The organism is Gardnerella leopoldii, from assembly GCF_003293675.1.
Classification (GTDB): domain Bacteria; phylum Actinomycetota; class Actinomycetes; order Actinomycetales; family Bifidobacteriaceae; genus Bifidobacterium; species Bifidobacterium leopoldii.
This window is the reverse complement of the sequence record NZ_CP029984.1, coordinates 550,448-566,439: the sequence shown is the minus strand read 5'-3', so window position 1 is coordinate 566,439 and position 15,992 is coordinate 550,448. Positions and strand designations below refer to the sequence as shown.

12 protein-coding genes are annotated in these 15,992 nt (G+C 40.5%); all 12 read right to left on the bottom strand.

From position 1 onward, the window contains the following. Nucleotides 1–72 precede the first annotated feature (72 nt). Entirely contained in the window at nt 73–876 is an 804-nt protein-coding gene (locus DOD25_RS02410; RefSeq protein ID WP_004106808.1) for a TlyA family RNA methyltransferase, read from the bottom strand. Further along, complete coding sequence (locus DOD25_RS02405; protein WP_064340443.1) at nt 873–1,973, bottom strand: HAD-IIA family hydrolase; 1,101 nt, start codon at nt 1,971–1,973, stop codon at nt 873–875. The genes DOD25_RS02410 and DOD25_RS02405 overlap by 4 nt, the downstream gene beginning before the upstream one ends. A 145-nt stretch (nt 1,974–2,118) precedes the next feature. Further along, the gene (locus DOD25_RS02400; RefSeq protein WP_101892146.1) at nt 2,119–3,741 is read right to left on the bottom strand and encodes a tetratricopeptide repeat protein; all 1,623 of its coding nucleotides are present in this window, start codon (nt 3,739–3,741) and stop codon (nt 2,119–2,121) included. A 153-nt stretch (nt 3,742–3,894) separates the two neighbouring features. Then, nucleotides 3,895–5,214, bottom strand: a complete 1,320-nt coding sequence (tyrS, locus tag DOD25_RS02395; protein ID WP_004106818.1) for a tyrosine--tRNA ligase — start codon at nt 5,212–5,214, stop codon at nt 3,895–3,897. A gap of 165 nt (nt 5,215–5,379) precedes the next feature. Continuing rightward, complete coding sequence (argH, locus tag DOD25_RS02390) at nt 5,380–6,897, bottom strand: argininosuccinate lyase (RefSeq protein ID WP_112928629.1); 1,518 nt, start codon at nt 6,895–6,897, stop codon at nt 5,380–5,382. Nucleotides 6,898–6,931: 34 nt separating this feature from the next. Beyond that, entirely contained in the window at nt 6,932–8,146 is a 1,215-nt protein-coding gene (locus DOD25_RS02385) for an argininosuccinate synthase (RefSeq protein WP_112928628.1), read from the bottom strand. Between the two features lie 275 nt (nt 8,147–8,421). After that, nucleotides 8,422–8,961 carry an arginine repressor gene (locus DOD25_RS02380; RefSeq protein ID WP_032842537.1) on the bottom strand — a complete coding sequence of 180 codons (540 nt, stop codon included), beginning with the start codon at nt 8,959–8,961 and terminating at the stop codon, nt 8,422–8,424. 257 nt (nt 8,962–9,218) lie between these two features. After that, nucleotides 9,219–11,840, bottom strand: a complete 2,622-nt coding sequence (gene pheT, locus DOD25_RS02375) for a phenylalanine--tRNA ligase subunit beta (protein ID WP_112928626.1) — start codon at nt 11,838–11,840, stop codon at nt 9,219–9,221. Nucleotides 11,841–11,845: 5 nt separating this feature from the next. Further along, complete coding sequence (gene pheS, locus DOD25_RS02370; protein WP_162720535.1) at nt 11,846–12,913, bottom strand: phenylalanine--tRNA ligase subunit alpha; 1,068 nt, start codon at nt 12,911–12,913, stop codon at nt 11,846–11,848. A gap of 70 nt (nt 12,914–12,983) precedes the next feature. Next, complete coding sequence (locus DOD25_RS02365; RefSeq protein ID WP_112928624.1) at nt 12,984–13,892, bottom strand: TrmH family RNA methyltransferase; 909 nt, start codon at nt 13,890–13,892, stop codon at nt 12,984–12,986. Nucleotides 13,893–14,004: 112 nt separating this feature from the next. Further along, on the bottom strand, nt 14,005–15,036 hold the full coding sequence (locus DOD25_RS02360) for a cation diffusion facilitator family transporter (RefSeq protein ID WP_112928622.1): 1,032 nt from the start codon (nt 15,034–15,036) through the stop codon (nt 14,005–14,007). A gap of 189 nt (nt 15,037–15,225) precedes the next feature. After that, a complete protein-coding gene (locus DOD25_RS02355; protein ID WP_112928620.1) occupies nt 15,226–15,861 on the bottom strand; it encodes a zinc ribbon domain-containing protein in 636 nt (211 codons plus the stop codon). Nucleotides 15,862–15,992: the final 131 nt, after the last annotated feature.

Genomic DNA, 15,992 nt, shown 5'->3' with positions numbered 1-15,992 from the left:
CACAACTACTACTATTGTAATTGTTAGGATACATATTGAAAAATGTTAAACATTCAATGATTAACTTATTTCTTATTTCTCGTAACGCGCATAAAGAAGATACTCCGTATTGCCATGTGTTCCTTCAATAGGAGATTCACAAGAGGAGATAACCTTTAGACCGTTTTGATTTGCACAACTTTTTATTGTTTCTAAAGCTTTAATTTTTAAAGTTTCGTCAGTTACTATTCCACCTTTTCCAAGGTTTCCTTTTCCTACTTCAAATTGCGGCTTAACTAAAAGCACAATATCTGCATGCAATTGAGCTATTCTAGAAATTACTGGAATAACAAGCGTTAGAGAAATAAAAGAAACGTCAGAAACTATAAGATTTGGCTTATATGGCAAGTTTTCTTCGTACACATTTCGAATATTTACACCGCTCATTTCAATTACATGTGAATTGTTAGCTATTTTTGGATGTAATTGACCATGACCAACATCTAAAGCTATTACAGAATGAACGCCTCTTTGCAAAAGAACGTCGCAAAAACCGCCCGTTGATGCACCTATATCTAGAGCTTTAGTTGATTTGGAAGTAGTTAAACCATTTTTAGAAAACGCTTCGAAGGCACCTTCTAACTTAAGCGCTCCGCGAGAAACGTATCTAATACAAGATTGCGTATTTTTTGATTCATTGATTGTTATTGCATGTGAATTGTTTACTAAAAATGAGGATTTTGTAATATTTCGATTGTCAACACTCACTACGCCAGCACGAATTAAACGCTGAGCAGTTGTCCTACTTTCTGCTAAACCACGCTTAACCAAAGCGCAATCTAAACGTTGTGAAATATTGCTATTTGAAAGTTTACTTAAATCCTCATTTACAGTCATAAGGAAAACTCCGGAAGAGTATAATTTTCCATATTTTCACCGCAATCTTGCAAACTCCATGCCAGCGCACAAGCAGCTCTCAAAGCATTGCAATCGTTGGTGTTATTAACTTCAATAATATTATTATTCACAACTCTTGCTATAGCATCTTCACAAGTAAAAGTAGTACCGTTAACGCGTTCAGGAGCATTATGAGATTCGTTTAATCCTCGCAAGTCTTTAGAAACAAAACTTGGACGCAAATGTTTTGGTGCAAGCATAAGCATGCGAGGATCTGTAACTCCAGTAAGAACAAGTAAAGAAGCATAGCCTCCTCTTGTCCCAGCCTCAATATCAGTATCTAAACGATCTCCAACTGCTAATGAATGCTCAATACTAATTACAGGATTCCCATACTCGTCTTTTTCAGTGTATTCTTCACATTCAGAATCATCATGCTTAGCATTAGCAGCAACCAAAAACCTTGCTTCATCATACATTGCAGATTCTGGTTTTCCAGCAGACGAAATAGGCTCCACACCCGTAGCATTAATAACAGCTTGAATCATGGAACCGCATCCAGGAGCAATACCATGCTCTCTTGGAATAGTTAAGTCGCGGTTAGTAACGAAATATTTTGCACCATGCTCAACAGCGAAAGAAACTTCCGCCATTTCTTGCCAAGTCATTTGAGGATACCAGCCTTGAATAACAGCTTTAGGATTATCTTCGCACGAATCTACAAGCTCTAATCCTACGCGTTGCACTTCTTGACGCAAATGTTCAGCGCCGAGAACAAGAACTTTAGATCCTTTCTCAACATTGCGAGCTACCATTCTTGCTGCAACAACAGAAGACGTTATAATCTGCCATGGTTCTACTTTTAAACCAAAACTTTCCAGTTGTTTTGCAACAACAGATTGGAAACGCGAAGAATTATTAGTTGTGTATTCAATTGCCATTCCATTTTTTTGCGCAAACAAAATGGAATCAGACGCATATTCAACAGCATTTCCACCACGATATACAACACCATCTAAATCAAGCAGTGCTAGACGAAATGCATCGCTTAACGGACGATTACATGAAGAAAAATTCTTTTTCGTTTCAACTTGCATACTATACCTCATTTAAGTTTGCTAAACACTGCACTTAATTTAGATTCAAATTTTATTAAGCCTATTTTATAAATATCAACTCTTAAAGCAGCAAGTGCCCGGCTTACTTAAAAGCAGCCGGGCGCAAATATTCAAATGTTACGAACTACTCTTCGTCAGCGTGAACAGCACTCATCTCGATAGTATCTGTATTATCCGCATTCTCAGAGTTACTTGTCTCTTCTGAGTCTTCTAAATCTTCAGTTACTTCAGATTCTTCATCAGATTCTTCATCAGGAGCAAATTGAGCATCATCTTCACTCATGCCAATTTCATCCATCATGTCATCATTCAAATGCTCTAAATCATAGTCGATAACAATATCATCAGGATTTATATCTTCGTCATCAACATCAGCATACTGTTGCTCAAGCTTATCAAGCAAAGACTCTAATTCAATTGCTTCGTCACTACGACCGGCTTCTTCCAAGAAGTATTGTTCTGCTTGAACTGCACGCATACGATACTCTCCAGGAAGACCCTTTGAACGACCCATTGCATGAACCAATTCAATAGCCTTATCAGCATGACCAGTATCAGCCAAAACGCCTGCATAAACGAGGAACATTTCGGCTTTTACTTCTCCTCTTAAGGTTTTTGCTTCATCTGACATGCAAATTTCTAAAGCCTTATCTAGATTTCCCATACCGCGCTCGCAATCGGCAATAAATGGCAAATAATCAAGGTAACCATTCATTCGCATTGCAGTGCGGAATTCCTTAGAAGCAAGCTTGTAATCGCCCTGACGATAGGCCACAAAAGCTAAAGTTTCGCGAGCAAAATCAATACGAGATGCTTGCTTAGCAGCCCACTTTGCATGTTCTAATGCAAGTTCAGGATTTTCTTCTTGCAAAGTATAGGCCGCAAGAATATGAAGACCAATATTTTCAGCATGCTCCTTTGAAAGACCGCGCAAACGCTCGCGATCTTCTTTAGAAAGCATTGCCCATTCCAAACCTTTTGGCATCTTAGGCTCACCAGGGCGGCGTGCTGTATAAGGATTTTGAGATGGATAAGAAACAGTTCCGTCAGAATTGCGGCGTGGACCATCTTCAAAGCGGAAGTTACTACGCGAATTTGCGCGACGGTCATCTCTGCGGTCATCTCTGCGATTGTCACGACGATCAAAACGACGCTCATTATCTCTGCGCTCATCGCGACGATCATCTCTGCGGTCATCACGGAAGCCACCCTTAGAGCCTTTATGAAAATCTTTATGGAAATCGCCATTGCGATGGTTCTCACGACGATTATCCCTGCGATCGTCACGATGGTTAAAACGATGTTCACCATCAAACTTCTTGTAGCGTGGGTTGCCACCTTCTTCACCAGAATGTTCAAAATCTCTAGAGCGACGATCATCGCGACGATCATCTATACGATCAAAATGACGGTTACGATCAAAGCGACGATCATTATCGCGATTCTCTGAGCGGAATCCGTCCTTCTTAAAACCATTCTTCTTAAAACCACCGCGACGGTCATCTTTACGATCGTCATGACGGTTAAAACGACGATCACCATCACGCTTTACGCCAGAGCGGAAGCTCTCTTCACGGTCATCATCATTACGGCGGAAACCACCCTTCTTAAAACCGCCTTTATGGAAACCATCTTTATGGAAACCGCCGCGACGCTCGCTACTTTTACTACCATTGCGATGACCAAATCCACCACGTTCACCAAAAGATTTCTTACCACTCCGCGAGTGTTCGCGTTCTTCGCCCATTCTGGCATACCTCTCATCTATGTGCAATTTTATTACAAAATCACATTTTAATTATATTCATAAAACAACTAAACATCTGCTGTAAGCAAGCTATAGCATACATCAAGCAGCAAGCTTACAACAGATGTATTTTTTAATAAATACAAACATTTATTAAGCGCGCTCTACGGCACCGATAGCTTTCTTGCCTCGGCGAAGCAAAGCGAAACGACCGTGCAAGAAAGAGTCCTCACTTAACACATCGTCGACACCACTTACACGTTCATTATTTAGATACAAACCGCCTGCTTCAATAGCGCGACGAGCTTCGGAAACAGTGCGGAACAGACCTGCGGCAACTGCAGCCTCAACAACACGATCTGCAACTTTAGCCTTAGCGAAATCTAAACTACCGTCTTCAGCCTTAACCTTAACGCCATCTAAAGCAGCTTCAAGAGTCTGCTCATCAATATTGCAAAGATTGCCACGTCCAAACAAAGCGGAAGAAGCTTCAATAGCCTGGCTCGTTAAATCTTCACCGTGAACGAAACTTGTAACTTCCCACGCAAGCACGCGCTGAGCTTCACGACTTCCAGGATCATCCTGAATTTGCTGAGCTAAACGCTCAATTTCATCTTTTGGCAAGAAAGTGAACACCTTAAGCAACTTAACAACTTCATCATCAGGCTGATTGAACCAGAACTGATAGAAGCGATAAGGGCTAAGCATAGAAGGATCAAGCCACATGGCGTTACCTTCTGACTTACCAAACTTACGACCTTGATTATCTGTAATAATTGGGCTAGTAAACACGTTTACGGATGCGCCACGAACCTTACGAATCAAATCCATGCCGGAAGTGAGATTACCCCACTGATCCGAACCGCCAAGTTGCAAGGTTACGTTGTAATTATCAAACAAGTACAAGAAGTCGTTGCCTTGCAAAACTTGATAGCTAAACTCAGCAAAAGAAATACCTTCATCGGAATTTAAGCGACGAGCAACAATATCCTTAGAAAGCATTGTGCCAACACGGAAATTCTTACCAACATCACGCAGGAAGTCGATAGCAGACATCTTAGAAACCCAGTCGTAATTGCTAACAAAACGAACAGGATTTTCACCATCAAGAGGCAAAATTCTGCCAATCTGCTTACGCAAACGTTCAGCCCAGCCAGCCACAATATCTTTAGAATTAAGAGTGCGTTCTCCGCTTTGACGAGGGTCACCAATCAAACCAGTGGCACCACCAACTAAAGCAATAGGATGATGACCTGCAGCCTGCAAGTGGCGCATATTAATAAGCTGCACAAGATTACCAATATGCAATGAAGCAGCAGTAGGATCGTAACCGCAATAATACGTTAATGGTTCTCCGTCAAGCGCTTGAGCAAGTTGCTGCTCATCAGTAGATTGTGAAATTAATCCACGCCACTTAAGCTCTTCAAACAAAGAAGCAAAACCTGCTTCCTTGTAGTTCCTGACCTGAGCCATTCGTATCTCCTTAATACAGAATACCGATAAATATCGGGCGCTTTGCGCGTCCACAAGCCTTTCAATTTTTGCAGCACATGACGACACGCATAATAAAAAGTGCCAAATATCATAACGTACGATACTTGGCACTATAACGTTACAGCTAATAATCTAATTTTAAAATTATTTTATAGACGAAATATAAGCAGAACCATCGCTTTTCGAATTTGCAAATTTATAATAATTATCGATTGCGTTTTCAGCCTCTACAATTTGCTCTTTAACTCGCACGAAGGCTGTACCGCCACGACCGCATCTGGCAGACACAGATCCAGCACTAGTCAATATTGTTCTAATATTCGCAATTTCTTCGCTATCAACAAAACCGCTTAGAATATTTGAAAAATCATCATCGCTTAAATCAGCAAGATCTCCCCCAATTTCCTCAGCTCGCTTTACACACAAACCAGACAAAGTATGAGCATTACGGAATGGAACACCCATTTTTACAAGCCATTCTGCAATATCTGTAGCAAGAGCGAAACCAGTAGAAGACTGTTCATAAAGTCTATTTAGATCAAATTTCATAGTTTCTACCATTCCAGCAAAAGCTGGAAGCAGCACTTCTAAAGTGTCAATTTGATCAAAAACAGCTTCTTTATCTTCCTGCAAATCGCGAGCATAAGCAGTAGGAAGACCTTTAAGAGTTGCCATTAAACCAGTTAAATCGCCTATTAATCTACCAGCTTTTCCGCGAGCAAGTTCTGCAATATCTGGATTCTTTTTTTGAGGCATAATCGATGAGCCAGTTGAATAAGCGTCATCTAAACGAACAAATGCAAATTCTTGAGTATTCCAAATAATAATTTCTTCACTTAATCGTGATATATCAACGCCAACCATTGCTGCAATGAATGAAAATTCTGCAACTAAGTCTCTACTTGCAGTTGCGTCTATAGAATTAGCGCAAACTTTTGAAAAACCAAGCTCTTTAGCTACTTCTTCTGGATTAAGACCAAGAGTATTGCCTGCCAAAGCGCCTGCTCCATAAGGGCTTTCATCTGCACGCAAATCCCAATCTATGAAGCGATTTACATCTCGTAAAAGCGGCCAAACATGTGCCATTAACTGATGCGCAAGCAAAATTGGTTGAGCATGTTGCATATGAGTGCGACCCGGCATCACCGCGTCTTTTGCATTTTTTGATTGATTCAGCAACGCTTGGCAAACTGACAACAATAATGATGCAATAATGCGCGCATGCCTACGCAAAAACATACGTATTAAAGCTGCAATTTGATCATTTCTAGAGCGACCTGCACGAAGCTTTCCGCCAAGCTCATTTCCAGCAATTTCAAGTAAACCGCGCTCTAATGCTGTAGCTTCATCTTCATCTTCCTCAATGGGTGCGAAAGTTCCGTCATCTACATGCTTTTGCAATTCATCTAATGCACAAGATAAATCAGCATACTCTTTTTCGTTAAGAAGACCTGCACGATACAACGCATGCGCATGAGCTCTAGAACCAGCAATATCATCATCCGCTAATCGCCAATCAAATTGTGTGGACTTGCTTAGTTTCGCTAGCTCTGCTGAAGGACCTGAACTAAATCGTCCACCCCACAATGCAATAGGGTGATTAGTATTATTAGTTTCATTATTTTCTAGTTCTGCGGCTGCTGCTTTTGTTGCATCGTGCATAGTTTATTACCTTTATATCTTTTTATATATCGTATTAGTTGTTGTTTGCAACGCGCATATCTCTTGCTGCTGCAACCTTGCTAGACAATCCGTAGATTTCAATGAATCCATTGGAAGCACGCTGATCAAATGTATCTGAAGAATCATATGTTGCTAAATTAAAGTCATACAATGATTCATCAGAACGGCGTCCAGTAACTACAGCTTTGCCAGCATACATAGTCATTCGAATTTCTCCAGAAACATGCTCTTGAGTTTCATTAATAAATGCGTTAAGAGAACGCACAACTGGAGAGAACCACTGACCATCATAGACAAATTCAGCCCACTTTTTATCAAGAGCACGCTTTAACCTATGCTGTTCACGCTCCAGGCAGCAATTTTCAAGCTCTTGGTGTGCAACAATTAAAGCTTGAGCACCTGGAACTTCGTACAATTCGCGAGATTTAATTCCTACAAGACGATCTTCAATAATATCGATTCGTCCAATTCCTTGCGCTCCAGCTCTTGCATTCATTTCTTCAATTGCTTGCAAAGGCGTTACGCTATGACCGTCAATTGCGACTGGAATACCTTCTTCAAAAGTAATTGTAACTTCATCCGGTTCTTGAGATTCAAGAGGATTTTGCGTATAAGAGTAGCACTCTTCAGTCGGAGCATTCCATGGATCTTCTAGGAAACCAGTTTCGATTGCACGACCCCACACGTTTTGGTCGATCGAATATGGGCTTTTCTTGCTCTGTTCAATTGGAAGCTTATGCTCGTTAGCGAACTCTATTTCAACATCACGAGTAAGTGACAAGTCTCGAATTGGGCTAATAGCTTTTAATTCTGGATCCAAAGATTGGATTGCAACTTCAAAACGAACCTGATCGTTTCCTTTGCCGGTGCAACCATGCGCAATTGTGTCTGCATCAAATTGATGAGCTGCATTCACTAAGTGCCGAGTAATCAAAGGTCTAGAAAGAGCAGAAACCAATGGATACACGTCTTCATACATTGCGTTAGCTTTTAATGCAAGCATGCAATAGTTATCTGCGAATTCTTCTCGAGCATCGACAACATATGCCTCAACTGCACCACAAGCCAAAGCACGATTTTTAATTACTTCAAGCGCTTCACCGCCCTGACCAACGTTTAGTGACACAGCTACAACGTCTTGACCTGTTTGCTCTTTAAGGTATGGAATTGCTACAGAAGTATCGAGGCCACCTGAATACGCCAAGACAATACGTTTTTTATTAGTCATAGTGACCTCCCAGGTCATGTATTGAATAAATAAACAATAAAGAGCATATTATACATCTAAAATAAAATCAACAGATGCGCCAAAAATTATTACATTTTTATCATCTTTGAAGAGTTATTATAAAATATAAAAAATATATCAATTATAGTTATACATATAAAAACGCGTGCAGCTCAACAATGCACTGCACGCGTATAAATTCTTTTCGTTACTGCAAAATTATTTTTCTAATATAATATTTATTTGAATAGCCACAATATTTCTTAATAAATTGTTTAACGAGAAGCTACTGAAAGCATCCAATTTGCTCGATTTTCAGCTTCTTCATTCGAAACGCAAACCATAATAACTGTATCATCTCCAGCAACTGATCCTAAAATACCTTTCAAAGGCTGACGATCTATAACACTTGCAACGTATTGTGCAGCGCCGGATGGAGTGTGAATAACAACAATATTATTTGCATGCCCAACTTCAGTGACAAGACCTGCTAAAGTGCGAGCAACTTGCTGATCAATTCGCACAGTATCCATAGCATGACGATTGCCAGTACCATCGCCAAGCACATACGCAATCCTGCCATCCGTCAATCGAATTTTAACGGCATTTAACTCATCTAAATCTCGGCTCAAAGTAGCTTGAGTAACATTAAAACCATGACGCGCCAACACTTTAGCGAGTTGAGATTGAGAAGTAATCACTTCTGCCAGTAACGCTTGTTCAATAGCGTTTAAACGCGCTGCTTTTGTTGCAGGACGTTGCTGTTTTATTGACACTTCGTTATTTGATTCTGCATCCGTTTCTGGATTCATCATAGTTTTATCAAAACCTTTCATAAACATATTTTCAATTAAATATATACGAATATGTGTATACATATCTACATGCATAAAAAATTATTTATGTGTTCTTCGTCACACATATCTATTATGCATGAAAACGCTAGATTCTCATTAAAAAATGAATGTTACTTTACATAAAAAGAAAAAAGAGTCAATAATACAATAAATGCGATTATGCATACTATTATTAGAACGTATGCACAATCGCATTAATTAAAATATATTATATTTTACACTCGCAAAGTTGCGTGCAAGACTTCAGCAGCATCCGTAATCTTCTTACGAACTTCTTCCACCTCTTCGCCAGAAAGCGTTCTATCATTTGCTCGGAACGTTACAGAATAAGCAAGAGAACGCAAGCCTTCTCCAAGCTGCTCACCCTCATACACATCGAACAACTCAACAGATTCAAGCAAATCTCCAGCAGACTTTTCAATAGCAGACTGCAATTCATTCGCCTTCAACTCAATTGGTGCAGTGAAAGCAAAATCTTGCTTTACAGGAGGGAAAGTCGAAATTGGTTTAGCTTGAACAGGCTTCATAAGCATATTCTTAAACAATTCAGTTAAATCAAGCTCGAATGCTGCAGAATGCTTAGGCAAATCTAGCGCTTCACAAACATGCGGATGCAATTCGCCAACAATACCGAGATTGACGCTTGAACCATCTTCAGCAAGAACACAAACTTGAGCACTACGACCAGGATGCCAAGAAGATGGAGCATCTTGAGCTTTAAACTGTTCGAGAATGAACTTAACACCAATTCTCTTACCAACTCGCTGGAGTGCTTCAACAGCATCGCTCCAATCAACATCTCTATGAGTACCAAGCCAACCAGTTTCTTCAGCATGACCAGTTAGCAAAGCAGCAACATGCAAAGGTTGTTCCGGTAATCCAGCATCCAGCGCAGCAAGTTCAGCATTAGAAGGTCTAACAGAACCAGGTAATGCAGGAATTGCAGGAGCATTTGGATCGCTAAAGTACACATGACCAAGCTCATACATGGAAATATCTGTTAAACCACGATGAAGATTGCGTCGAACAGTGCCAGCCAAAGTCATCAAAACAGAACGACGAAGCCAAGGTCTGTCTCCAGCCAAAGGATTAGCAATACGAACACTTACTTCAGCAACTTCGTCCACATTTTGGCGGAAAGCCTTAATATCTTCTTCACCAACAAATGGATAACTTAAAGATTCAACAAAACCAGTTTCTGCTAACTCATAAGCAATAGCTCGCCTAGTTTGCTGTTGCGTGGTTAAACCGGTTCGACCAGTAACAGGAACTGCAGGAACCTTAACAGGAATCTCATCATATCCAATAAGTCGAGCGATTTCTTCTACTAGATCGCAAGGCTCATTCAAATCAGGACGCCAAGTTGGAGGAAGAACGGAGAAGGATCCATTGCCACCACCAGCAACAGAGCAACCAATATCGGTAAGAATATCGCTAATGCGATTCAAATCAACTTCCAAACCAGCAACTCGCTGCACTTCATTAGCTTTAAACACAATCACATTTCGCGACTGAGTATTATTAACATCACACGGCGATGTAGATGGCTTAGCTCCACCAAACTGTTCCAAAAGATTCGCAGCCATTTGCGCAGCTGCTGGCTGCAATTGAGTATCAACGCCACGTTCAAAACGACGAGAAGCCTCAGAAGGAATCTTATGTCGTCTAGCAGTGCGAGCAATTGAAACGGGATCAAAGTGAGCTGCCTCAATCAAAATATTTTTCGTTTCACTCGTAACTTCGCCGTACATGCCTCCCATAACACCTGCTAAGCCAAGCACGCGTGAACCGTGGTTTCCATGAGGAGAATCGCAAATAACTAAATCCTCAACATGCAATTCATGATCTTTGCCATCCAAAGTCGTAAGATGTTCGCCATCATGTGCACGACGAACTACAATTGGACCTTCAATTTTGTCTAAATCATAAGCATGAAGAGGTTGACCCAAATCGAGCATGACATAATTAGTGATATCAACGGCAAGAGAGATACTGCGCATACCTGCACGCGTTAAACGACGCTGCATCCAACGTGGGCTTGCACAAGTGGAGTCAAAACCATGTACAGCACGCGCATAATATCGATCACAACCAGGTACACCATGAATTGGATTAGTATCTTCAATGCTCACGTCAATATCTGAAGTCTTGTGACCTTCATCATTAATTTGCGATACCTGCTCATTCAACTTTGAAACAGGATCCGTATAAACAGCACCAGTTGAATGATGATATTCGCGAGCAACACCACGATAAGAGAAAGCATAACCACGATCAGGCGTTATGTTAATCTCCAAAATCGGCTTATTAAGATGCAACAACTCCATTACATCATCGCCAGGCTTCAACTCATCATATTCAGCCTTAGAGAAGCCATATTCACGCAACAAAATAATGCCATTGTGGCTATCTCCCAAACCAAGCTCACGTTCTGAAGCACACATACCATCAGAAATATGACCGTAAGTCTTACGCGGCTCAATCTTAAAATCTCCAGGCAGAACAGCACCAGGAAGAGTCACAACAACCTTTTCACCAGCAGCCATATTAGGAGCACCGCAAACAATGCCACGAGGAACTTTCTTGCCGTTCTCGTCAACATCGTTGTATTTATCTCCAACATCAACATGACACCAATTAATAGTTTTGCCATTTTTCTGCGGTTCAGGGGTTGCGTCAACTACGTAACCGACAACAATTGGACCGGTAACTTGAGAAGTGTGAATCTCTTCTTCCTCTAAACCAACACGAACTAAATCTTTAGCAAGCTGTTCGTATGTTAAACCTTCTGGCACTTCAACATGATCTTTAAGCCAGTCAATATCTACCATTGGCATGAGTTTTACTCCCCCATCACAAACTGTTCACTGAAGCGCTTATCGCCTTCAACCAAATCATGCATATCGTTAATGTCATGTCGAAGTAGCAAAGTTCGCTCCAAACCTACTCCGAAAGCAAAACCAGTATAAACTTCTGGATCTAAACCAGCAGATTTAAGGACATTAGGATTCACCATTCCGCATCCGCCCCATTCAATCCAGCCTGGACCGCCCTTTTTATCCGGGAACCAAAGATCCAGCTCAGCACTAGGCTCAGTAAATGGGAAGTAGCTTGGTCGCAAACGGCTCTTTGCATCTGGACCAAACATAGCAACAGCCAAACGATCGAGAACACCCTTTAAATCAGCCATTGTTAAATGCTTATCCACAGCCAAAGCTTCACATTGATGAAAAACTGGAGTATGCGTTGCATCCAGTTCATCAGTGCGGAACACTCTACCAGGAGAAGCAATATACAGAGGAACTCCACACTCAATTAACGCACGTACTTGGTCAGAAGAAGTTTGCGTGCGCAAAACCATATTTGAACCAACAAAGCCTGCGGCATCCTTAGCTTGATTTCCTTGAACGTAGAAAGTATCTTGCATTTGACGCGCAGGATGATCCGGTCCAAAGTTCAATGCATCGAAATCAAACCATTCAGTTTCAACTTCTGGACCCGCAGAAATCTGCCAACCCATAGACACAAAGAAGTCTTCAAAATCTTCAATAATACGAGCAATAGGATGACGAGCACCTAAAGGCTTACGATTAATTGGAAGAGTCATATCTACAGTCTCTGCAGAAAGCATGTTAGCTTCTTCAACGGCTTTAATTCGCTCTGTAGCTTCTGCAAAAGCTCGACCAAAATCAGCTCGCAAAGTTGACATTACCTTGCCAACTTCCTTCTTTTGATCTGCAGGCAAAGAACCAATTGCTTTGCTTGCAACAGTCATCACTGACTGTGCGCCAGCATACTTAGTTTTAACAGCCTTCAGTTCTTCCATAGTTTGAGCAGCTGTAACGCTAGCAATACCTTCTTTTACTGCTTTAGTTACAGCTTTAATATCGAATGGCTTATTATCGGTCACAGCACCCTTCCTATCTGTGTTATATGTATATTCATTGTTTATATACGATATTGCAAAATATTGCCCAAAGTTATATTTTTCGCTCATGACTCGACATAGCCAAGCCCATAAGCATTACTGCTGCACTTGTTGCAAGGTTCATTGATTCCGCTTTTCCATATATTGGAATTATTGAAATATCGTCAACCTGTTGCAATACTTCTTTAGGTAAGCCTCTAGCTTCATTGCCAAATAAAATAGCCAAAGAACTGCTAATAACCTCGGAATTGACTAAAATTTTTGGAAATGGCACAGGTTTAATCTTGTCAGTTCCGTAAATATCAGCTGCAATAATTCGAATATTTGATTTTGCAGCGCATTCGAACCAGTCTTGAACGCTTAATTGCACTACAGGAAGATGAAATAGTGAACCTGCAGTCGAACGCACAAGCTTAGAATTCCAACGACTTACGCAATCATCAACAAAAACAACAGCATCGCATCCAGCAACATCTGCAACGCGAATAATAGCACCAGCGTTGCCAGGATCTCTTACCTGCCAACAAGCTGCAATACGAAGAGGTTTAAAATCGTTTTTTGATTTTACTTGTGCTGATTGTTGCAAATTTTTAAACTCACTAAAATAGACATCGTCCAAAGATTTCGAATTAGCAACCGCAACAATTCCCTGTGAATCAGCACTAATTTTTTGCATAATACTCGATTCAACAGGATGAACATAACAAGATCGAGATAAAGCTTCTTTAACTATTTCCCGCAAAGACGAAAATTGGGAACTTTTCTTTTCATTACCTTCACAAGCATCTTTAGTAACATAAATATCACATAACGAATCTGTGGCATAACGTATAGCTTCACGCACACTTTGCGGACCTTCAACTAAAAAACGCTGCAAATCATGCGACTTTGCGCGACCTAAAGAAACAAGTCTGCGCACGCGCTCACTGTGAGTATTATCAATTAGTTCTTTTAACGGCATAAATATAACTTTACTTCAAAAACGATTACGACACAGGAAATACGCATTCACACATTTATGCAAACTTGTCACATTCTTTGCAACAAGACTTATAAGCAAAAACTTATAAACTCTATTCATGATGCTCTGAAGCACTAGAAGTTGTATAGCCTTTAGGCTCAAGTTGGAAAGTAGTGTGAGACACAGAGACAGGAAAATGCTCGCGTAAGCAGTCCTGAAGCTGGGAAAGCACCTGAGAGCATTGAGACATTGTCATATTAGGATCCACAACGACATGTGCCATAAAAATCGGCATACCAGTAGAGACAGTACTAGCATGTAAATCGTGAACTGCAATCACATGAGGAACATGCTCTAGATGTTCCCGAACTTTGTTTAAATCAAGACCTTCAGGAGTCTGCTCAAGAAGAACCTTAACAGCATTCTTAAGAAGCTTTAACGCACGAGGAATCATAAGAAGCGCAATAATACCGCCAGCTACAGCATCAAAACCTGCCCAACCTGTGCTCATCATTACAATAGCTGAGACTACAACTGCAACAGATCCAAGAGCATCGTTCATAACCTCAAGAAAGGCAGCACGCATATTCATATTGTCTTGCGATTGAGACATAAGAATTACAAGAGAACCTAAATTCGCAGCTAAGCCAAGAATACCAAAGAATAGCAGCTGATTTACATCGTGAATGCCTTGATGACCACTACCAAAAAGACGCATTCCAGCTTCAACAAGAGCATACACTCCTACAAGCAGTAAAATAAGAGCTCCCGCAGCAGCTGTAATAACCTCAAGACGCGCCCAGCCCCACGTACGCTTACTATTCGGACGACGACGCATAAGAATTGCAGTAACTGTTGAAGCTGCAAGAACCGAAATGTCTGTAAGCATATGACCTGCGTCTATAAGCAGCGACAAAGAATTAGTTAGAAAAGAACCAATTACCTCAGCAAAAAACACAGTTGCAGTAAGAGAAAGCGTAAGAAGCAAACGATGCTGATGTGCATGACTTGCGTGAATTGCGGCTGCTTGGGAAGCTGCGTTGGCGTTATTGTAATGAGTATCGAAAGAGTTGACATTTGCATTCACACTGCTTGAGCGTGAACCAGTGCCGTTAGTTTGAATTACATCGTTATGATTATGCACTTTCCAGCCTCCTAAAATATTAAAATATTTGGGCGATATCGTTTCTCAATATCATTCGCATTTTGCCGTATACGCAATGAACCCCAGCCTAAGCCGGGGTTCACTATTATCAATTACTTTGTCTATGACTATGTAATCACAAGCTGTCAACATGCATAAACATTGTATAAAACATGTTACAAAGTAATGCTATTTCTCTGCTTTTAGCACTCTTTCACACAGGTAGTACAATACAGAGGATCCAAGCAAAGCAAGTGCAGAGAGAATGAATAAGTAGAAACCAATGCCATAACTTACAGATCCAAGCATCGAGAATCCGCCAAACTGCGATTTGAGGGAAGATATCTTGCCATTAATATGGAAAAACTCAAAAATCATAAATACGGCAGCAACACCGCCAACAATCATCATTATTTTTGACTTATTCATAAAAGCAAAAACTAAAGCAACAATAGCAATAATTATATAAAAAATTCCATCGCCAGGAGTGTTATTATTGTTTACAAAATTAAACGACTTGGAGAGACCAAAGCAATTTACAGTGATAAGTGGCAAGAATGGAGCAATAATTGCAACAACAGAAGCTGCCATATAAGCAATCAAAGAGTACTTATGTAAAAGCTCAGGATCTGAATCTTCAATTACTGAATCTATTGCCTCATTAAAATTCTTAAAGCCATCTTTAACAGAATTTAAAGTATCGTTTGCTGGCTGCTGAGTATTTTGAACAGTCTGCTGCACATTTGGGTTTCCTAAGCGATTTCCACAATTAGCACATACTTGACTATTTGCGTCGTTCTCTTTACCGCAAAAATTACAAAGCATAATTCACCTTCTACTTCAGTTGTTAAGCAATACAACTATTGCATTGCAAATTCGCAACAATTATAACAATCGAACTGACTATAAGACAAATACGGGATTGTCAATCGCAAATATGCTAAGTAAAGTGCAAA